The following is a 20,149-nucleotide window of genomic DNA, read 5'->3' on the forward strand; positions in this document are numbered from 1 at the left end:
CCCCCTCCGCCCCTCCCCCGCACCCCCTCTCCTCCTCCCCCCGAAACCTTTTGCCGCGCGGGGCGGACGAGGGCGGGAAAACGCCCGGCGGCCGAGGAGAAGGCTGTGGGCGCGAAGCCCGACGGGAAAGGGCGGAAGCCTTGAAGTCGCCATTGCATCCGAGAGGAGAGCGCCTTGGACAAGAAATACGTCTGCCCCTGCGGGCTCGTCTGCAGCGACTGCCTCTTCCGCAAGCCGGAGATCTACGAGACGGCGAGAAGGCTGAGGGACGAAATAAGGAACTCCCAGCTGGACGTCTTCCTGAGCATGATCGCGGGAAGCGACGCCTGGAAGGCCATCGCCGCCCACCTGGGCGCGAACGAGGCCGAGTTCGGCAGGCACTTCGCGCCGTTCAGGAACCTTCCGGGATTCATGGACATGCTCGACGCCCTGATCAAACTGCAGTGTACCGCCACCTGCCGGGAATCGGGCGGCTGCTCCATGGGCGGAACGACCCACCAATGCGAGGCCGTGCAATGCGTCGCCGCCAAAGGGTACGAGGGCTGCTGGGAATGCGCCGATTCCAGCGGCTGCGCGAAGCTTCTCTTCGTGCGGAAATCGTACGGCGAGAGCATAGAAAACACTTTCAAGGTGCTGCGGGAGAACGGGGCGGATGCGCTGAAGCCCTATGGGGACAGGTATTATGCCTGGCAGAGGAAGATGAACGGCTGAACGTCTCCGCCCTCGCGGGCAGACGGCGGGCAGTGTACAAGGGTGGCAGCCCGCCGCTCAGCGGGCGTGGGAGGCGGAGATGCGGATCGTCATCAACGGTATCGGGGTGGCCGGGCCGACGCTCGCCTACTGGCTGCGCAGGTCGGGCCACGAGCCGCTGCTCGTGGAGAAGGCGCCCGGGCTGCGCAGCGGCGGCTACGCCATCGACTTCTGGGGCGTGGGCTACGACGTGGCCGAGAAGATGGGCCTCACCGCCCGGATCAGGGAGCTTGGCTACCAGATGCAGGAGGTGCGCTTCGTGGGCCGCGACGGCCACACGCTGGGCGGCTTTCCGGTGGACAGCCTCAAACGCCTGATGAAGGGCCGCTACGCCCAGCTCAGGCGCTCGGACCTCGCGGCCGCGCTCTACGGCGCGCTCGAAGGCGAGGTCGAGACCATCTTCAACGACTCCGTGACCGCGATCAGGGACCAGGGCGGCAGCGTGCTGGTCGAGTTCGCCCGCGCCGCGCCGCGCGAGGCCGACCTGGTCGTGGGCGCGGACGGCCTGCACTCGCGCGTGCGCGAGCTGGCGTTCGGGCCCGAACAGGACTTCGAGGTCCGGCTCGGCTACCACGTCGCCGCCTTCGAGGCCGCGGGCTACCGGCCGCGCGACGACCTCGTGGCCGTCAACCGCTCGATCCCGGGACGCCAGATCACCCGGCTCTCCCTGGGCGAGGACACGACGCTCTTCCTCCTGGTCCTGCGCGACGAATACCTGCCCGCCCGGCCCCTGCCCGGCGAGCAGGAGCAGAAGGCCGCCCTGAGCGACGCCTTCGCGGGCGCCGAATGGGAAAGCCCGGAGATCCTCGCGGCCATGCACTCCGCCCAGGACTTCTATTTCGACCGCGTGAGCCAGATCCGCATGGAGCACTGGACCCGTGGGCGCACGGCGCTCCTCGGCGACGCCGCGGCCTGCGTCTCCCTGCTCGCCGGAGAAGGCACCGGGCTGGCCATGGCCGAGGCCTATGTGCTCGCCGGAGAGCTGCACCGCAGCCCAGGCGACCACGCCCAGGCCTTCGCCCGCTACGAGCAGCGCCTGAAGCCCTTCCTCAAAAGCAAGCAGGCCGCCGCGGTCCGCTTCGCCTCCTCCTTCGCCCCCAAAACCGCCCTGGGCATCACCTTCCGCAACCAGGTCTCCCGCCTGCTCAAAATCCCCCTCCTCGCAAACCTCCTCCTCGGCCGCTCCCTGAGCGACGACATCGAACTGCCCGACTACGGCCTCTAGCAGGCGCGGGGGGAGGGGCGAAGGATAACCACCTGCCCCTCAATCGATTCCGCATAGCGGACTCAGGCACCTATAAAATTTGGAAACGATTCAGATTAAGATCGCTGTTGATTCATGATAAAACGTAATACATAACGACCCTTAGCCACAGACATAGGGCTACAGATCAGCGAGCCATTTCATCAAGTTTCTATATTTATTTATGAAGATATCAACCTGACCACCAAGATTGTAAAAACCCGAAGTGTCAGTTCCATGAAGCTCATCTAAATGTAATCCTCGCCGAATACGTTTAATTTCAGAAATAGAAAGTTCAAAATTTGGCCTAGGGTACCCTGTTTTTACCGACAAACCTCCTTTCTTTATTTTGATGAAATTTTTATATGGTGCATCAAATGTGCAACCCATATCCTCAAGAATTGCCCGCAATTGTGGGAAAGAGATAATTTGCTCTCCAAGGACTCTCTCCCTTGATCTCTCACGAATCCATCCAGCTATATAATCTACTTCATTATCTGGCGTAACATCTGTATTTTCATCCAACAATGAATGTGTTACAAGTGATTTTGCAAGATCGTACAAATCTTTTTCTGTTGTATCTACAATCATATGCCTATTTTTATCGAGCATAATAAGCATCGATACTGTCGCAGTACGTTTGTTCCCATTTTCAAATGCATGAGACATTGCTATTCCATAGAATAATGTTGCAGCAACTTCAGGAACTGTATTATATTTATATTTTTCCCCGACACCCGTATATTGTCGAAAAACAGCAGATGCGAGACGATCTTTGTTCCACGGCTCTACTGGGCCAAAAGCATCCTTTTGGGCGATTTCTGTTTCTGCCATCCTTTTCCGTATTGCCACTACTTCTTCTTCAGTCAGCCGTGTCACTTTACTCATATGCCAATGCTCCGTACTCGTATTTTAAATATAAATAATAGTATTTATTTTTTAATACATAGTCAATATGCATATCCCTACCTCCAAGCGCCACCTCTTGCTCAGCGGAATGACAACATATTTTTATAATAATTTTTGACTGAGCCCTGAGCCATCTCCCTTTACCCTACACCTCTCGCTAGCGCTCTAATGCTTTCGCGCGGACAAATAAGGTGTGGTAGGCGCGGGGCAGGCGCGGGCAGGCCAGGACACGAAACCTGCACGACACCGGTCGCGAAACCAGTCCCCCACGCCCAGGTCACCTCGATCGGGCCAGCCACAGTGCCGCTTGCGAAGAAAGTCGAGGCTGAGCCTCGCGCAGGGAGGGTCCAGGGAGGGGGCGCGCAGCCCCTTCCTGGCGGGAGGGTGCAGGGAGGGCAGAGCCCTCCCTGCCCGCCGGAGGCATTCTTCCCTCCGGCATCCCGGCGTCAGCCTACGCGCTGACGCTGCCGCGCATGGAGGCGGTTTCCTCGCATTCGTCTTCGGGGAGGCCGTCTCGGGTGAGGGGGAGTTCGATGATGAAGACGGTGCCGGGTCCGGGCTGCTTGCCGTCCGTGTCGCCGTGTCCGAGGTATTCGACGGGCGTGGGGGAGACGGCGGAGATGCGGCCCTTGTGGTCCTTGATGATGCCGAAGGAGATGGACAGGCCGAGGCCGGTGCCCTTGCCGACCTGCTTGGTGGTGAAGAAGGGGTCGAAGACCTTTTTCAGGTTGTCCTGGCTGATGCCGGAGCCGGTGTCCGCGAAGAAGAGGACGACGCGGCGACGGTGCTTGCAGAGCTTGGAGCGGATGAAGATGGTGCCGTCGCTGCCGATGGAGTCGAAGGCGTTGTTGACGAGGTTCAGCCAGACGGACTTGAGCTTTTCCTTGTCGCCCCAGATGGGGGGGATGGTGGGGTCGAGGTCGGTTTCGACCTCCACGCGTTCCTGGCGGAAGATGGAGCGCACGAGGGAGACGACCTCGTCGAGGGATTCGTTCAGGTCCATCTCGCGCATGATGTTGGCGGACTGGCGGGAGAAGCCGAGGAGGTCGGCGACGATCTTCTTGCAGACCTTGGTCTGGCGCTCGATGATCTCGATGTCCTGGTGGGGCTGGGACTCCTTGGGCAGGTCCTCGAGGAGCATCTGGGCGTAGCCGAGGATGATGCCCAGCGGCGTGTTGATCTCGTGGGCCACGCCGCCCGCGAGGCGGCCGAGGTCTTCCATCTTCTGGGACTGGATGAGCTGTTCCTGGTAGTTTTTCAGCGCCGAGATGTCGCGCGCGGTCATGAGCAGGCCGATGATGCGGCCCTCGGCGTCGTGCACCGGGACCTTGACCACGTGGAACCAGCGCTTGGCCGTGTCGTGGGCGACCATGATCTCCTTGGACACGGTGCGGCCGTAGTCCAGCACCTCGCGCTCCTCGGCGGCGTTGGTGGCGCGGTCCTGGATGGCGAAGAGGGTGGGGTCCGAGGCGCCTACCACGTCCTCCTCGCGCAGGTTGAAGTAGCGGCGGAACGCCTTGTTGATGGCGCGGTAGCGGCCGTCGGCGTCCTGCAGGCTGACGAGGTCCGGGGTGACGTCGAAGATGGTGTGCAGGAGCTGCTGCTGGTGGGCGAGGTTCTTGCGCGTGGCCTCCAGCCGCTCGATGTGGTCCTTGAGGGAGACGGCCATGACGTCGAAGGCCTCGGCGAGGTCCTGGATCTCGTCGCCGCGGCTTTCCAGGTAGACCGGGCAGGAGCGGCAGGTCTCGAGCTTGGCCGGGAAGATGTCGGGCGAGCAGGCGTCGCAGAGCGTGCCCGCGAGGTGCCAGCAGCGTCTGGAGCGGTCCCCCCAGGCCGGGCATTCCTTCTTGTCGCAGGAGAGCATTTCCCAGCATTCGTGGGAGACGTCCGGGCCGACCACGACGTCGAGGTTGCCGCGGATGATCTCCTCGGCCGAGGTGCGCAGGACCTCGATGCGGCGGGTGATGGTGCGGGCGAAGACCGAGCCCACGCCCACGGCGAGCACGGCCACGAGGCCGATGGCCACGACGATGGCCATGGCCAGCTCTCGCCGGGCCTCCTGGATGGAGGTCTGGGAGAGGCCGACGCGCACCTGCCCGAGCCTGTTGCCGCCGAGCGCAATGGGCGCGGCGAAGTCGTAGATGAGCTCGTTCCTGCTCTTGAGGAGGCGCACGGAGATGTCGTGGCCTCCGGGGGCGGAGTTGACGCCGAGCAGGTCGATGGGGAAGCCGCCCTGGAACGAGTGGGCCAGGACCTGGCCCTGGGAGTCCTGGATGAAGGCGTAGATGATGTCCGAGCTGGTGTCCGCGGTCTCGTCCACCATGTTCTTCAGGCGCAGGAAGTCCACGGCGAGCATGGGGTCCACGCAGCGGGCGGCCAGGCTCTGGGCCAGGGAGGCGCCGCGGCGCTTGGCCTCGTGGGTCAGGGCGTTGCCCGCGATGGTGGAGGCCAGGATGATGGAGGCGATGCCCGCGGCGAAGAGCAGCACGCCGATTCCGGCGTAGATCTTGGCCGGGAAGGAGAGCCGTTCGAGCAGGCCGTAGGTGGAGCGCAGCCAGCGGGTCATTGCGCCACGTCCCCCCTGGGCAGGTCGCCGTTGGCGTCGAGCCGGTCGATGAGCTCGCGCACGGGGTCGAAGTCGGCGTTGTGGGCCGGGACGATGGCCTTGATGTGGGCGGCGTCGAGCACGGCGCGGCCCTCGGGCGTGTCGCGGGAGAGCGCCAGCAGGGCCTTCTGGATGCGGGCGACGATCTCGGGCGAGAGTCCCTTGCGCGCGCAGAAGACCCAGTTGGGGTATTCGGGCGTGCGGGCCAGGACGCGGATCTGCGAGAGGTCGATGCGGTCGGCGAGGAGCGCGCGGGTGCCGTCGCGCACGGTGCCGATGTCGTATTTTCCGGAGTAGACGGCCAGGACGACCTTCTCCTGCTTGCCGCCGGGCCCGGGGGCGAAGGCCAGCTCGGAGAAGTCCTCCTTGCGGATGCCGTGCTTGAGGAAGAGGCCGAGGGGGAAGAGGTAGCCGCCCGCGGACGAGGGGTCCACGGCGATCCAGCGCTTGCCCTTGCAGTCGGCCAGGGTCTGGATGGCCTTGTTGTCGGCGCGCACGATGATCTCGCCGCGGAAGCCGTCGCCCTCCTCGTCGCCCAGGATGCGGGCGAAGGCGCGGGCGCCGTAGCGGTCGGCCAGCTTCACGAAGACGAAGGGGTTGACGAAGGAGACGTCCAGCGCGCCCTGGGCCATGAGGTTGATGTTGTCCTGGAAGGTGTCCGGGTAGACCTGGCGCAGGGGCAGGCCGGTGGCCTTGCGCAGGTATTCGACGAGCAGGTGGTGGCGCTCGTAGGAGACGGAGTGGGAGTACTGGGGCAGGTAGGCGTAGGTGAGGCCCCCGCCCGGCTCGGTCACGGTGACGTCGGCGCGGCGGTCGAGGTCCACGGGAACGGGCTTGTCCGAGTCGCTCAGGTTGCCCACGAGGATGGCCAGGGCCAGGGCGGCGAAGGCGGCCAGGATGGGCGCGAGGAGCAGCGCCAGGCGGGCTATCTCCCCGCCGCTCGGGGAACGTTTGGGCTTCTGGGCGGTCATGGTTGGGGCCGAGCATACACGAGGCCGCGGACGGGAGGAAGCGCGGGGGGACGCTTGCGCCCGGCTTCACGAACGGCCCGTGGCGCGGCCTGCCGGGCGGCCTGCCGGACGGATCGATGCGGGGGCGGGCGAAGAATCGCGGGCGTCACCAAAAAGACGCGGACAATTTTGCGGAGCTCCGGTTGACAAAGAGGGGGCCGATTCTTATACGACGATGCGTCGTCTTGTTAGCACTCGCCCGAGTGGAGTGCCAACGTCACGCAGACAAGAGAACAACACCATTAGGAGGTTCATTCATGAAGCTGAAACCCCTGCACGACCGTGTTCTGGTCAAGCGCCTCGAGGAAGAGGAAAAGACCGCCGGCGGCATCATCATCCCCGATTCCGCCAAGGAAAAGCCCATCAAGGGTGAGGTCGTGGCTGCCGGTCCCGGCAAGTGCGGCACCGACGGCAAGAAGGTCGAGATGTCCGTGAAGAAGGGCGACAAGGTCCTGTTCAACAAGTACGCCGGCACCGAAGTGAAGGTCGACGGCGACGAGTTCCTCGTCATGCGCGAGGACGATATCCTGGCCATCATCGACTAATTTTCCCGACACCGATCCGCAGTATCCGCATAAGGAGGATGGAACATGCCCGCGAAGGAAATTCTTTTTGATACCAAGGCCCGTGAAAAGCTGAAGCGCGGCGTCGACAAGCTTGCCAACGCCGTGAAGGTGACCCTCGGACCCAAGGGCCGCAACGTGGTCATCGAGAAGAGCTTCGGCTCGCCCACGATCACCAAGGACGGCGTGACCGTGGCCAAGGAAGTGGAGCTCGAGGACAAGTTCGAGAACATGGGCGCCCAGATGGTCAAGGAAGTCGCTTCCAAGACCTCCGACATCGCCGGCGACGGAACCACCACCGCCACCATCCTGGCCCAGGCCGTGTTCAACGACGGCGTGAAGCTCGTGGCCGCCGGCCGCAACCCCATGGCCATCAAGCGCGGCATCGACAAGGCCGTGGAGAAGGTCGTCGAGGAGCTCGGCAAGCTGGCCAAGCCCACCCGCGACCAGAAGGAGATCGCCCAGGTCGGCACCATCTCCGCCAACAACGACGCCACCATCGGCAACATCATCGCCGACGCCATGGCCAAGGTGGGCAAGGAAGGCGTCATCACGGTCGAGGAGGCCAAGGGCCTCGAGACCACCCTGGACGTGGTCGAGGGCATGCAGTTCGACCGCGGCTACCTCTCCCCCTACTTCGTGACCGATCCCGAGAAGATGGTCTGCGAGATGGAGGAGCCGCTGATCCTCATCAACGAGAAGAAGATCTCCTCCATGAAGGACCTCCTGCCCGTGCTCGAGCAGGTCGCCAAGCTGGGCCGTCCGCTGGTGATCATCGCCGAGGACGTGGAGGGCGAGGCCCTGGCCACCCTGGTGGTCAACAAGCTGCGCGGCACCCTGCAGGCCGTGGCCGTGAAGGCCCCGGGCTTCGGCGAGCGCCGCAAGGCCATGCTGGCCGACATCGCCATCCTGACCGGCGGCCAGGTGGTCTCCGAGGACATCGGCGTGAAGCTCGAGAACGTCAACCTGACCACGCTCGGCAAGGCCAAGCGCGTGACCATCGACAAGGAGAACACCACCATCGTCGACGGCGCGGGCAAGGGTGACGACATCAAGGGCCGCGTGGCCCAGATCCGCCGCGAGATCGAGGACACCTCCTCCGACTACGACCGCGAGAAGCTCCAGGAGCGCCTGGCCAAGCTCGTGGGCGGCGTTGCCGTGATCAACGTCGGCGCAGCCACCGAGACCGAGATGAAGGAGAAGAAGGCCCGCGTCGAGGACGCCCTGAACGCCACCCGCGCGGCCGTGGAAGAGGGCATCGTCCCCGGCGGCGGCGTCGCCCTGGTGCGCTGCGCCAAGTCCCTGGACAAGCTGAAGGGCGCCGACGACGACGAGAGCGCCGGCATCGAGCTGGTCCGCCGCGCCATCACCGAGCCGCTCCGCCAGATCGCCAACAACGCGGGCGAGGAAGGCTCCATCGTGGTCGAGAAGGTCAAGGACGCCAAGGAAGCGATGGGCTACAACGCTGCCACCGGCGAGTACGAGGACCTGATCAAGGCGGGCGTCATCGACCCGAAGAAGGTCACCCGCATCGCCCTGCAGAACGCCTCCTCCGTGGCCGGCCTGCTGCTGACCACCGAGTGCGGCATCGCCGAGAAGCCCGAGGCCAAGAAGGACGTTCCGGCCATGCCGGGCGGCGGCATGGGCGGCATGGGCGGCATGTACTAGGCCCCCAGGCTCCGAAGCCTTACGCAAGCACGCACGAAAGGCCCGTCCCCGAAAGGGGGCGGGCCTTTTTTTCGCCCGCCGCGCCCGCCGCTCCAGCCGCAAATCCCCTCCACAAATCCCCTACTGCAAATCCTTTGATCGTCCCCCCGGCGGTTGACGTCTCCTCGCCAGGGGGCTAGGCCCGTATCATCCGAAAAAGCCTCGGCCCGCGCCGGAATCGTCTCGACCCGCAACCGGAGGATCCGCCATGCAGTCCGCCCAGCAGCCCCCAAAAAAACCGCAAGGCCCTGCCCCGCAGGCATCCGGCGGCCTGTCGCCCTGGTGGCGGCAGGGCGTCATCCTGACGCTGATCATCGGCTTCAGCCTGCAGATCTGGATCGCTGCCAAGAGCTACCAGGGCGCGCCGCCCATTCCGGAGCGCGTGGTGGACTCCGCCGGAGCCACGGTCTTCACCGGCGACGACGTGCGCGCCGGGCAGGAGGTCTTTTTGCGCTACGGGCTCATGGAGAACGGCTCCATCTGGGGCCACGGCGCCTACCTGGGGCCGGACTTCTCCGCCGCCTATCTGCACGACCTGGGGATGGACGCGGCGAACGACCTGGCGCAGCAAAGCTACGGCGCGGGCTACGCCACGCTGCCGGACAACGAGCGCGAGATCGTCCAGGCACGGGCATCGGCCCTCCTGCGCGAGAACCGCTACGACCCGGCGGACGGGATACTGCACTTCACGGACGAGGAGACCGCGGCCTTCAAGCGCGAGATCGCGCGCTGGACCGCCTACTTCGCCGCGCCCACGGACAACGGGGGCCTCAGCCGCAAGTTCATCGACAACCCGGTGGACCTGAAGGACCTCACGGCCTTCTTCGCTTGGACGGCCTGGGCCTCCATCGCGGACAGGCCGGGCGAGACCTTCTCCTACACCAACAACTTCCCCTACGAACCCATGCTCGGCAACCGGCCCACGGACAGCGCCGTGCTCTGGAGCGCGCTGAGCCTCATCACCCTGCTCGCGGCCACGGCGCTGGTGCTCTTCTCCTTCGGCCGCTTCAGCTACCTGGGCTGGAAGGGCACGGGCGAGCACGTGCACCCGCACATGCTGCCGGGCGGCGGCGGCCCCACGCAGCGCGCCACCATCAAGTTCTTCGTGGCCGTCTCGCTGCTCTTTTTGGCCCAGACGCTCATGGGCGGGGCCACGGCCCACTTCCGGGCCGACCCGGGCAGCTTCTACGGCCTGGACCTCTCGGCCGTGTTCCCCAGCAACATCCTGCGCACCTGGCACCTGCAGTCGGCCATCTTCTGGATCGCCTCGGCCTTCGTGGCGGGCGGGCTGGTGCTGGGCAGCGCCCTGGGCGGACAGACCGAGCCCAAGGGACAGGTGGCGGGCGTACACGCCCTGTTCTGGGCCCTAGTGGTGGTCATCGCGGGCAGCCTCCTGGGCGAGCTCCTGGGCATCCACCAGGTCTTCGGCAACCTCTGGTCCTGGTTCGGGGACCAGGGCTGGGAGTACCTGGACCTCGGCCGCTTCTGGCAGATACTGCTGGCCGTGGGCCTCGTGGGCTGGGTGGTCATGCTGCTGCGCGCGGTGAAGCCCGCGCTGGGCGACCCGGAACGCCGCGAGCTGACCTCGCTCTACCTGCTGGCGGCCGTGGCCATCCCCCTGTTCTACCTGCCCGCCTTCTTCTTCGGCAGCACCACCAACTTCACCATCGTGGACAACTGGCGCTTCTGGATCATCCACCTCTGGGTGGAGGGCTTCTTCGAGCTCTTCGTGACCGTAATGGTCGCCGTGACCTTCCACCGCCTGGGGCTGGTCACGCGGCAGACCGCGGCGCGCGTCATCTACCTGGACGCCATCCTCTTCCTGGGCAGCGGCATCGTGGGCACTGGCCACCACTGGTACTGGACCGGCCAGACCAACCTGAACATGGCCCTGTCCGCGCTCTTCTCGGCCATGGAGGTGGTGCCGCTCACGCTGCTCACCCTGGACGCCTGGGACTTCGTGAGCCTCACGCGCTCGCGCTGCGACGTCTGCGGCGAGCGGGTGGACATCCCGCACAAGTGGACCTTCTACTTCCTCATGGCCGTGGGCTTCTGGAACTTCGTGGGCGCGGGCATCTTCGGCTTCCTCATCAACCTGCCCATCGTCAGCTACTTCGAGGTCGGAACCCTGCTCACCCCCAACCACGGCCACGGCGCGCTCATGGGCGTCTTCGGCATGGAGGCCATGGCCCTCATGGTCCTGGCCTTCCGCCAGGTGCTTTCCGACGAGCAGTGGGCCGGGCCGGTGAAGTGGGTGCGGGTCTCGTTCTGGGGGCTGAACGCCGGGCTGGCGCTGATGCTCCTGGGCAGCCTGTTCCCGGGCGGCGTGCTGCAGTTCCTGGACGTGCTGCAGAACGGCTACTGGCACGCGCGCAGCCTGGCCTACACCGGCGGGGGCATGGCCCGGGCCCTGGAATGGGCGCGGCTGCCGGGCGACCTGGTCTTCATCTTCCTGGGCGCCCTGCCCATGGTCGTGGCCGCGTGCATGACCTACGCGCGCATGCGCCGGGGCCCGGCCCCGAGCGCGGTGAAGGAGGTCTGAGCGGCGGGGGGAGGCCCGGCGCCGGGAGAGGAGCGGACGGGCGGCGAAAGAGAAAGGGAAGCGCCCGGCCTCCGTCGGGGGTGCCGCCAGCGGCGCGGGCACGATGCACGCCATGGCGCGCGCCGCTGTCCGCTGCACCGGATTGGTCCATTTGCGGCCCGCAAGTGGTCCGGTGATTGGACCACCGGTCTGCCCGCAAGACGGTGCCGAAGAGGCCGGTCCATCGGCTCTCGGGGTCGGGAGCTGAAACAAGTAAACGCACCCGTGTCGGGAGGAGGCCCTCGGGCCATATTTCGGCAACTCTTCCTCAACAAATAAAAACTGTCTTTTCGGTATATTGAGATTCAGCCCAAAAAGGAGTGGAAAAAATTTCGCTGAACGCATTTTTTTGCTTGACCCATCCGGCCCAGATAGCTAGAAGGGACTTGCCTGCTGATTGAGTAATCAATCACAGGTTGGCAGGACGGCGCCCCCGATCCTGCCATGGTGAGGGTTGGAAAACGACGCCTGGTTGCCGGGCGGAAGGCGCGCAAGCCCGCCACGCTGTTCACGCGCGCACCAACTTCCGCCCGGCGCCACAGGCGGCCGGCCCGAACCGGGATGATCGTGATGTTCCCCGCTTGCCCCTCTACCGGGGTCCGTGCTTCGGCCGACGACGCATAGAGTCCCGCGGCAAGACGGTTGACATACCATGCATTGGCTCCACACAACACCTCCGCCTTTGTTGGGGCCCCAGTCCGACGGGGCCCCGCCTCTTTTCAAGCCTTTCTTCCGCACCATCTCGCCCCACGAAGCGCCGGGTCCAACCGCCCGGCGCTTCACCTCGCCCTTCGCCGGGCAGGACGGTGCGCAAGCCTGTCTGATCGTTCAGTGGATTGACAGGCGGCCGAGCACTCCGTATCCACTTGCCATTCACCATATCGCGCGCAGAGCGCAGGGGGCCGGACCAGGATGACCAAGAAGGAAGCACTTCTTCAGGCGGCCAAGGAACTTTTCGGCGAGTACGGCTACGCCGAGACGACCTTTGCCATGATTTCGCAACGAGCCCAGGTCGCCATGGGGCTGCTTGCCCACCACTACGGCAACAAGGAAAAACTCTTCCTGGCCGCGGGCATGGACGTGCTCGAGAATCTGCTGACCGCCTTGCGCGCCAGCGTTGCAGGCGCGCCCACCGGGCTCGAGGCCGTACTGCGCTTCTGCCGCTGCTATCTCGAATTCTCGCGCGAGCCCGGGGCGAACTTCCTGGTCCTCATCCGCTGCTCGCCCTACTCGGACATGAAGACGCGCGAAGACCGCGAGATCATGATCACCAAGTTCACCGAGGTGCACATCCTGCTGCGCGAGTGCACGGGACGGGGCCTGGAGGACGGCACCATCGCCGCCAACGACCCGCACCTGGCCGCGCAGTTCCTGAGCTGCGTCCTGGTCGGCGCCGTGCGCACCAAGTGCCTCACCCCCTACGCCACCCCCGGCCTCTACGACGAGGTCATGAAGCGCATCGAGGCCTCGCTCAAGGGCTGCTAGCGCCCGGAGTGCCGGTCGAAAAATACTCTTGTGGAAATGAGAAATATTGATGAATTTTCTCAGCACATTTTCTGCATCAGTTATTGCTGCTGTGGTAGCAGCATTTATCGTCAGCTATCTTAATTCTCGTTTAATGCTGAGGATAACGGAAAAGCAGATTGAATCACAAGAGCGCATTTCCGGACAGCGCGTAGAATTAGATAGAGAAAGTGCCTTCGCTGAAGACGATCGACTAGATAGATTTTTCATTGCTAAAAAAATAGAAAAAGCACATATAATCCTTTCATCACTGTCTTCTTTTCATTCACAAACAAGTTGGTATATCCATTCTGAATCCAAATTAGACTCCTCTGATTGGGATAAGAAATGGCTAAATGAATTAAATAAATATAATGACTTGCGCATGATTATAGGACTGTATTTTAACAATTTGGATGAAATCTGCAACGCTCTGATTGGCAAAGCAAACTGTTTCTGGATGGCTCAGCGGCAGTACATGATTTCTGAAAATCAAAATAATGAAGCATCAAAAAAGCATTATTCTAATGAAGTAGTAAAACTATCTATTGAAATTGGAAGACAAGTTGCGATCCTTCAAAATGGATTGACCGCGCACACGCAAAAATTGGGCTTACCATGCCATTGCGACTGAAAGAAAAAGGCAGCCTCCAGGCTGCCCTTTTCCTTTGCGTGCGCCGCGGCCGAGGGCCGCAGGCCGCCTAGCCGTAGTTCGAGTCGTCCGTGGGGTAGGAGTCCTTGTGCGGGGCCATGGCCTTGCCGAGCCAGTCCACGGTCTCGCCCAGGTTCTTCATGTTGTTCAGCCCCTCGGCGTCGCTCTCCACCTCGCCCTTGTCCAGGCCGAAGCCGAGGTTCCAGTAGAGCGAGCCCGGCACGATGACCTGGGACATGAGGAACATGTGGTTGATGGAGTCGAAGGCGTGGATGCCGCCGCCGCGCCTGACGGCGATGACCGCGGCGCCGATCTTGCCGCGCAGCAGCCTGCCGTTGGCGATGGACACGAGGCCCGTGCGGTCGAGCAGCGCCTTCATCTCCGCGGTCACGTCGCTGAAGTAGGTGGGCGAGCCGAGCAGGATGGCGTCCGCGCGGATGATCTTCTCCATGACCTCGTTGAAGCAGTCGTTCGCCACGGCGCACTGCCGGTTCTTGCGCTCGAAGCACTTGTAGCAGGCGATGCAGCCCCTGACCTGCCTGCCGCCCAGCTGATAGAACTCCGTCTCCCAGCCGCCCTTCTCGAGCGGGGCCAGGGCCGCGCGCAGGAGCGTCTCCGTGTTGCCGCCCTTGCGCGGGCTGCCGTTGATTGCCAAAGCGTACATGGTTTCTCCTTGTCGGAACGAATCGTGTGTGCGATCCTTTTCATAACTCAAAAATTAACCATGACAAGTAGTTACAGCGATGTAAGGGAGTTACCCCAAGGTAACCTCCAAAAGCCGCCGAGGAGAGAAGGATGCTCAGGGTCTGCGCCATGAAACGCCTTGCGGGCAAGGAGTACCATTGTTTCTACGAGCTTGCGCTGGACCTGGTGGGCGGCAAGTGGAAGCCGATCATCCTCTACCACCTCGCGCTGTGCGGGCGACTGCGCTTCGGCGAACTCAGGCGCACCATCTCGGCAGTCTCGGAGCGCATGCTGGCGCGGCAGCTGAAGGAGCTGGAGGCCGACGGCCTGATCCTGCGCGAGGCCCACGCCGAGGTGCCGCCCCGCGTGGACTACACGCTCACGCCCATCGGCCGGAAGATCATCCCCGCCCTCCTGGCGCTTCGCCGCTTCGGCATGGACTACGAGGACTTCCTCGGCGGCCGCGACCTCTTCGCCTCGGACGAGTACGAGAGCAGGGAGGACCCGGTGGTGGTGGACGGGGTGGTGGAAATGCCGAAGGACCGCGGGGCGTGCTGCGGGGCTGACAGGGGAACCGGCGGCGAGGCGGACTGACGGCGCGCCCCGCTCGACTGCGAGGCGCGCCGTTGACGGTTCCGCCGGGGCGCGTCAGGAATTGCCGTCGGTGATGTCTTTCACATCCTGCGCCTTGCGGGCGTCCATGGGGATGTGCCGGATGTCCGTTCCCGCGAAGTCGAGCCGTTTGAGATCCACCTCGCGCACGCGGCGGTTGTGCTGGGTGTGGAAGTAGAAGACCTTGTCCGCCGTGTCCCAGGCCGTGGTCCACTGGGTGTCGCTACGCATGCCCTTCTGGCCCTCGGCCTCCGGGCCTTCGGACGCGCCCAGGGGCACGTCGAAGTTGTCCAGGATGCGGAACAGCTCGTAGACGGCCTCGCCCGCGTCCGGCAGGGGACGCGCCGTCTGGGACCAGGCCACGGCGCGCACGAAGCGGGAGGGGGGCGTGAAGTCGCCCGGCAGGCCGATCATGCCGCTGCCGCCGCCGAGCGGCTTGAAGTTCATGTCCTCGATACGCTTGGTCGGCACGGCCACGGCCGAGAGGTTCACGTAGTTGCGCAGGTTGGTCATGTGCCAGTCGTAGCCCGGCGAGTTGGTGATGACGCCGAGCGGGTTGTCGTAGACGTGCATGACGTGGTCGTGGAACTCGATGACGACGGATTTTCCCGAGGGCTCCGTGACCATCCAGTGCCCCTCCACGGGGATGCCGATGGAGGGCTCCACCACCGGGACCACGCGCACCTTCTTCATGGCCGCGAGGGCCTCGTCCACGCCGGCGCACTGCGAGAGGATGTAGGAGACCACGTCGGTCGCGGTGATGCTCTCCCCGGCCTTGGCCCTCTCGTAGACCGGATAGGTCTCGAAGCCCGGGTGGTAGAAGAGCCCGACGGTCAGCCCCTTCTCGTTCATGCCGTCGGCGAAGATCTCCTTGTGCAGCATGTCCAGGGCCACGAAGCCGTATGCGCCCTTCCAGCGCTTGCCGTTCGGGCCGTCCGGGGTGAGCCCGGCAAAGGCGTGGCCGCGGGGCACGACGGCCACCCGGGATTCGAGGTCGAAGGTTCCCCACTCCATGGTGCGGCCGTAGACCGTGTCGCCGTTCTTGGCGATGAGCCGCACGCCCGTGCAGGCGGACGCGCTTCCGGCCAGGAGGACGGAGAGCAGAAGCAGCAGGGAGAGGAATGACAGGACGATTCGCACGACAGGCATGGTCTTGGCTCCTTGTCGGATGAGGGTTCCCTGCGCGCCTCCGCGGGCGCCAGGTCGGCGGGATGAGGGGCTTGGCGAAGCCCTTCTCCCGCATCTGTTTCCCGAAGCATACGCACTCTGCCGTCGCCGTCCAGGCTGGAGTGCCGAAAATGGATTCCATGGTCCGAGCGCCGCGCCACGGGCCTGACGCGCACAGGCGAGGCCGCCGGGAGCAAGGGGCAGAGGACAGAGCCCGGGGCCGGGCCTACGTGTAGCAGATGACGTTCTGGAACGTGGCCTCAGGGGTCACGGCGCGGTAGCCGTGGGGCTGGTCGGCGGGGAAGCGCAGGGCCCGGCCGGGCTCGGCCTCGTGCCACTGTCCGTCGAAGAGCACGGCGAGGCGGCCCGAGAGGACCACCACGTGCTCCACGACCCCGGGCTGATGGGGGGAGGAGAGCTGCTCGTGCGATCCGCTGAGCGCGACCTCGAAGAACTCCATGCGCGTGGCGGGATCGAAGGGGAAGACGACCCTGACCTTCATGTGCGGGTCGTCCGCAAAGGCCGCCTCGTCCGAAGGATCGCCCGGCAGGGGGCGTGGCGCACCGGTCCCGGCGCGAGCGGCCGCCCCGGTGACCGCCGAGGCGAAGAAGGCGGAGAAGGAGACCCGAAGCCCGCTCGCGATCTTCCAGAGCACCGCGATGGTGGGCACGGACTCCCGCCGCTCGATCTGGCCGAGCATGGCCTTGGACACGCCCGTGAGCCGCGCCGCGCCGTCCAGGCTCAGCCCCTGGCGCTCGCGCTGCTCCTTCAACGCGCGGGAGATGGAGCGCTTGAAATCATCCGGCGTCATGGCGCCCCTTGTGCGTTATAGCGTACGGTGCTAGAAATTCTCTGTGCGTTTTAGCGCACAAGGTGCTTCTAACAGCCGGAGCCGCGCGGCGCAAGCCGGGCGGCGCCCCGGGAGCGGGAACAGGCGGGCCGCAGAGGCAGCCGCCGAACATGATGCACGAGCGGAGGAAGCGATGGCTTCTGTGACGAATTCGGGCGCCAGGCGCGTGCAGGAGTTCCTGTCGTCCCTGGGCGACTCACCCGACGGTCCTTACGAAGTGAAGGAGCTGCCCGGCTCCACGCGCACGGCGGCCGAGGCCGCCGCGTCCATCGGCTGCACCGTGGCCCAGATCGCCAAGTCCCTGGTCTTTCGCGACGCGGCCACGGGCCAGGCGGTCCTCGTGGTGGCCTCGGGCGTGAACCGCGTGGACACGGCCAAGATCCGCGCCGCCACGGGCATTGTCCTCGAAAAGCCGGACGGGAACTTCGTCAAGCAGGCCACCGGCTTCGCCATCGGCGGCATCCCCCCGGCAGGCCACGCAGCGCCCCTGCGCACCCTGCTCGACGAGGACCTGAAGCGCTACGACACCATCTGGGCCGCAGCGGGCAGCCCGTTCGCGGTCTTCAGGCTCACGCCGGACGGGCTCGGAACCATGACCGGCGGGACCTGGCTGGACATGCGCGAGGGCGCAGCATAGCCGGGCACGGCCGCGGCACGGACGCAGCAGCTCCCCGCCTCCCGAAAGAGGCTTCGGCGAAAGGCCTAGTCCTCCTTCCTGGACTGGGACAGGATCGAGCCCGCCAGGGCCTTGGTCGTCTCGTTGTACTTGCCGCTCGTGAGCGCGCGAGCGGCTTTCTCCTCCATCTCGGCGCCGGTCTGCTTGTCGGTGTCGGCCTGTGCCAGCGCGGATGCGGCGAACTCCTTCTGGATCTTGGACGCTCTGCCGGACCGCAGCACCTCCGAGGCCAGCTGCGCGATGGTCGCGGACGTCTGCTTCGTGTTTTTCGACATGGCTTCCTCCGATTCGGGTGCAAAAAGGGATTGCCTCCAGCATACCGCATTGCCGCGCCCGGACCAACGGCCTTTCCAGAATTCCCGCCGCGCCTCCCCTGAAATCGGTCCACGGACGCCCGGGGCTCCCCTGTCCGACAGTCGCGAGCGCACCGCCCGAGTGCCCGCGGGGAGTGCATTCCTCAGGCCCCGGGCGCCTGTCTGTCAGCCTCGCGCGCCCATTCCCGGGAAAAAAGCCCTTGCCAGCCCCCGGGCTTTTGTGTAAATCGCTTTTCCCTGACGTGTGCCGCGGTAGCTCAGTTGGTAGAGCAGGGGACTGAAAATCCCCGTGTCCGCAGTTCAATTCTGTGCCGCGGCACCACAGAAAGTCCAAGGGCCTGGAGTCGAGCGACTCCAGGCCCTTTTTTCGTGCCCGCGCGCTCCTGCGCGCGGGCGGTTCCCTGCCCTTGGCTCCCCTTCCCCGCCTACTGCCCCGGGAAGAAGGTGTAGCTGACCCAGATGAGCACGAAGAGCAGTCCCACGCCCAGGCAGAGGCTCCAGACGATGAGCTTCTTCTCCACGGGCAGGAGCGGCTCGTACTCCATCTTGCTGATCTCTTCGGCCAGTTTCGGCTGTTGATTCATCGCGTCCTCCTTTTGCTACGAGGCCAGCGGCGGCATGACGCCGTGGAAGAAGATGTAGGAGATGAGCAGGCCGACCCAGATGATGAAGCCGAACAGGCACAGGATGTAGATGGCCGCCAGCTTGCCGATGCCCTCTTCCCACAGCTTCTTGAAGTTGGAGACCACGCCGATGGTGAAGAAGGTCATGGCGAAGAGGATGCCGCGGAAGAGGTCGGCATGGCCCGTGGCCGCCTGGGCCGTGGGCACCATGGTCTTGTCCGAGCCGCAGAGCACGAGGAGCAGCAGGAAGGTGGCGATGTAGCCGAGCACGAACTTGGGGAAACGGTCCCAGATCTCGACCACGCGCACCTTCTCGCCCGCCTTGCACTCGATGATCGTGCACCAGATGATGGCCAGGATGAAGGCCCACACGCCGATGAAGATGTCGATGAAGACCTTCACCGTGGTGGTGGCCATGAGGATCCAGCCTTCCTTGTAGGCCACGCCGGTCTCGGCCAGGGCCTTGGCCCGGATGAGCGAGTCCACGATGGCGCCGCTGGCCACGGCCGCGCCGTCGGTCTTCACGGCCAGCCCCATCCAGCCGCCCGCCACCATGGGCTCGTGCCACAGGAAGTGCTGGCCGATGAAGGGCAGGAGCAGAAGCTCCACCACCGCGAAGATGACCACGAGCGAGGAGACCATGATGGGCACCACGGGCCGCGCGCGGATGGCCGCGCCCGTGGCGATGGCCGCGGACACGCCGCAGATGGAGATGCCCGAGGCGAGCGGCGCGGCCCACTCGCGGCTGAACTTGAAGTACTTGCGGGCAATGAAATAGACCACCGCCCAGTAGATCAGGTAGGCCTCCACGATGGCGCACATGCCGCGGAAGATGACCGCCGAGGCCAGGCCCGAGGCCTGCACGGCCTTCACGCCCAGCGCGCCGCCGAGGATGACGATGCCCATCTTGATGTAGAGTTCGGGCCTTGTCGCGGTCTCGATCTTCTTGGCCAGGCCGGGCATGAAGTTGCCCACGAAGAGCCCGGCCAGGAGCGCGACGATGAAGCCTGCCTCGCCCGTCAGGTTCAGCGACCAGGAGAGCCCGAACTTGCCGAGCTGGTCCGGGGTGGCCGCGATGGGCGCCCAGTGGCCGATCATGAAGCAGATGACGCTCAGCCAGAAGATGACCGTGAAGGATGCGGTGAACTTGCCCAAGGGTGCACCCAGCCCCTTGGCGCCGATGAGCATGACGATGGTCAGGAAGACGAAGGTGAGAAGCATCGAGCCGAAGCCCGACAGCCCGGGATAGCCGGTCTTGGACACCGGCGCGATGGCCTTGCCCAGGTCGGTCCAGACGTTGAGCTTTGCCGCCCAGCCGAGCAGATCCACGCCCGAGAGATACGGCATCGCCAGGATGAAAATGAGCAGCCCCAGCCACAGCGCCATCCAGTCTTCACTGATACCCGTCTTTTTCTGTTCCATGACCCATCCCTCCTGGTGATGGAAAATGGACAGTGACTTGTACAATGTACTCGCCGACGCGACTGGCTCGTTGGTGTGTCTTGTCCGTGTTCCTCCCTTCCCTTTCCTCCTTACGTTTTTTTAAGCCTCACAGCTTTTCCCATACGACTTCCACGGTATATTTCAACAATTTTCACGTGAATATTCTTGCACGCCTGTAATCCCTGTCTGCCGGGATTGCCGGACGGGCACGACGGGAGCTGCGCGCGGCCGGAGGAGACGGCAGGGTGGGAGAGGAG

At 64.5% G+C, this 20,149-nt stretch carries 18 protein-coding genes and 1 tRNA gene; 10 read left to right on the forward strand and 9 right to left on the reverse strand.

The genetic code is table 11. The features are described 5' to 3' along the window. Window positions 1-174: 174 nt before the first annotated feature. The gene (locus DSX2_RS00775) at window positions 175-711 is read left to right on the forward strand and encodes a DUF3795 domain-containing protein (RefSeq protein ID WP_020879113.1); all 537 of its coding nucleotides are present in this window, start codon (window positions 175-177) and stop codon (window positions 709-711) included. A gap of 79 nt (window positions 712-790) precedes the next feature. Further along, window positions 791-1,975: an FAD-binding domain gene (locus DSX2_RS00780; protein WP_020879114.1), complete on the forward strand. Its 1,185-nt coding sequence runs from the start codon at window positions 791-793 to the stop codon at window positions 1,973-1,975. Between the two features lie 159 nt (window positions 1,976-2,134). On the opposite strand, the gene DSX2_RS17885 is transcribed toward DSX2_RS00780, so the two are convergent. The 3 genes from DSX2_RS17885 to DSX2_RS00790 form a co-directional block, all read right to left on the reverse strand. Then, entirely contained in the window at window positions 2,135-2,881 is a 747-nt protein-coding gene (locus DSX2_RS17885) for a type II toxin-antitoxin system death-on-curing family toxin (protein ID WP_020879115.1), read from the reverse strand. 472 nt (window positions 2,882-3,353) lie between these two features. Further along, window positions 3,354-5,468, reverse strand: coding sequence for an ATP-binding protein (locus tag DSX2_RS00785; RefSeq protein ID WP_020879116.1), 2,115 nt, complete (start codon window positions 5,466-5,468; stop codon window positions 3,354-3,356). After that, complete coding sequence (locus DSX2_RS00790) at window positions 5,465-6,478, reverse strand: phosphate/phosphite/phosphonate ABC transporter substrate-binding protein (RefSeq protein ID WP_020879117.1); 1,014 nt, start codon at window positions 6,476-6,478, stop codon at window positions 5,465-5,467. The genes DSX2_RS00785 and DSX2_RS00790 overlap by 4 nt, the downstream gene beginning before the upstream one ends. 296 nt (window positions 6,479-6,774) lie before the next feature. Between DSX2_RS00790 and groES the strand changes: the two genes are divergently transcribed. From groES to DSX2_RS18155, 5 genes are all read left to right on the forward strand, one after another. Continuing rightward, window positions 6,775-7,062 (forward strand): co-chaperone GroES, encoded by a 288-nt coding sequence (gene groES, locus DSX2_RS00795; protein WP_020879118.1) that lies wholly within the window; start codon window positions 6,775-6,777, stop codon window positions 7,060-7,062. A gap of 45 nt (window positions 7,063-7,107) precedes the next feature. After that, complete coding sequence (gene groL, locus DSX2_RS00800) at window positions 7,108-8,748, forward strand: chaperonin GroEL (RefSeq protein ID WP_020879119.1); 1,641 nt, start codon at window positions 7,108-7,110, stop codon at window positions 8,746-8,748. Between the two features lie 247 nt (window positions 8,749-8,995). Further along, on the forward strand, window positions 8,996-11,329 hold the full coding sequence (locus DSX2_RS00805; RefSeq protein WP_020879120.1) for a nitric-oxide reductase large subunit: 2,334 nt from the start codon (window positions 8,996-8,998) through the stop codon (window positions 11,327-11,329). Window positions 11,330-12,280: 951 nt separating this feature from the next. Further along, complete coding sequence (locus DSX2_RS00810) at window positions 12,281-12,853, forward strand: TetR/AcrR family transcriptional regulator (protein WP_020879121.1); 573 nt, start codon at window positions 12,281-12,283, stop codon at window positions 12,851-12,853. A 49-nt stretch (window positions 12,854-12,902) separates the two neighbouring features. Beyond that, entirely contained in the window at window positions 12,903-13,505 is a 603-nt protein-coding gene (locus DSX2_RS18155) for a hypothetical protein (RefSeq protein WP_152512793.1), read from the forward strand. Between the two features lie 67 nt (window positions 13,506-13,572). Here DSX2_RS18155 and DSX2_RS00815 read toward each other — a convergent pair whose 3' ends face one another. After that, window positions 13,573-14,187: a flavodoxin family protein gene (locus tag DSX2_RS00815; RefSeq protein ID WP_020879122.1), complete on the reverse strand. Its 615-nt coding sequence runs from the start codon at window positions 14,185-14,187 to the stop codon at window positions 13,573-13,575. A 131-nt stretch (window positions 14,188-14,318) separates the two neighbouring features. Here DSX2_RS00815 and DSX2_RS00820 point away from each other — a divergent pair, with 131 nt between their 5' ends. Further along, window positions 14,319-14,801 (forward strand): helix-turn-helix domain-containing protein, encoded by a 483-nt coding sequence (locus DSX2_RS00820; protein ID WP_020879123.1) that lies wholly within the window; start codon window positions 14,319-14,321, stop codon window positions 14,799-14,801. Between the two features lie 54 nt (window positions 14,802-14,855). Here the strand turns inward: DSX2_RS00820 and DSX2_RS00825 are convergent, their stop codons facing one another. Beyond that, a complete protein-coding gene (locus tag DSX2_RS00825; RefSeq protein WP_020879124.1) occupies window positions 14,856-15,968 on the reverse strand; it encodes a linear amide C-N hydrolase in 1,113 nt (370 codons plus the stop codon). A gap of 244 nt (window positions 15,969-16,212) precedes the next feature. Then, entirely contained in the window at window positions 16,213-16,797 is a 585-nt protein-coding gene (locus DSX2_RS00830) for a helix-turn-helix domain-containing protein (protein ID WP_020879125.1), read from the reverse strand. Between the two features lie 172 nt (window positions 16,798-16,969). Between DSX2_RS00830 and DSX2_RS00835 the strand changes: the two genes are divergently transcribed. Beyond that, entirely contained in the window at window positions 16,970-17,473 is a 504-nt protein-coding gene (locus DSX2_RS00835) for a YbaK/EbsC family protein (protein WP_020879126.1), read from the forward strand. Between the two features lie 65 nt (window positions 17,474-17,538). Here the strand turns inward: DSX2_RS00835 and DSX2_RS00840 are convergent, their stop codons facing one another. Then, on the reverse strand, window positions 17,539-17,787 hold the full coding sequence (locus DSX2_RS00840; RefSeq protein WP_020879127.1) for a hypothetical protein: 249 nt from the start codon (window positions 17,785-17,787) through the stop codon (window positions 17,539-17,541). Between the two features lie 285 nt (window positions 17,788-18,072). Between DSX2_RS00840 and DSX2_RS00845 the strand changes: the two genes are divergently transcribed. Next, a tRNA-Phe gene (locus DSX2_RS00845) sits at window positions 18,073-18,148 on the forward strand. A 103-nt stretch (window positions 18,149-18,251) separates the two neighbouring features. Here the strand turns inward: DSX2_RS00845 and DSX2_RS18490 are convergent. Both DSX2_RS18490 and DSX2_RS00850 read right to left on the reverse strand, forming a co-directional pair. Continuing rightward, entirely contained in the window at window positions 18,252-18,410 is a 159-nt protein-coding gene (locus DSX2_RS18490; protein ID WP_020879128.1) for a hypothetical protein, read from the reverse strand. Between the two features lie 15 nt (window positions 18,411-18,425). Beyond that, window positions 18,426-19,871 carry a putative sulfate exporter family transporter gene (locus DSX2_RS00850; RefSeq protein WP_020879129.1) on the reverse strand — a complete coding sequence of 482 codons (1,446 nt, stop codon included), beginning with the start codon at window positions 19,869-19,871 and terminating at the stop codon, window positions 18,426-18,428. Window positions 19,872-20,149: the final 278 nt, after the last annotated feature.

The organism is Desulfovibrio sp. X2, from assembly GCF_000422205.1.
Lineage (GTDB): Bacteria > Desulfobacterota > Desulfovibrionia > Desulfovibrionales > Desulfovibrionaceae > Alkalidesulfovibrio.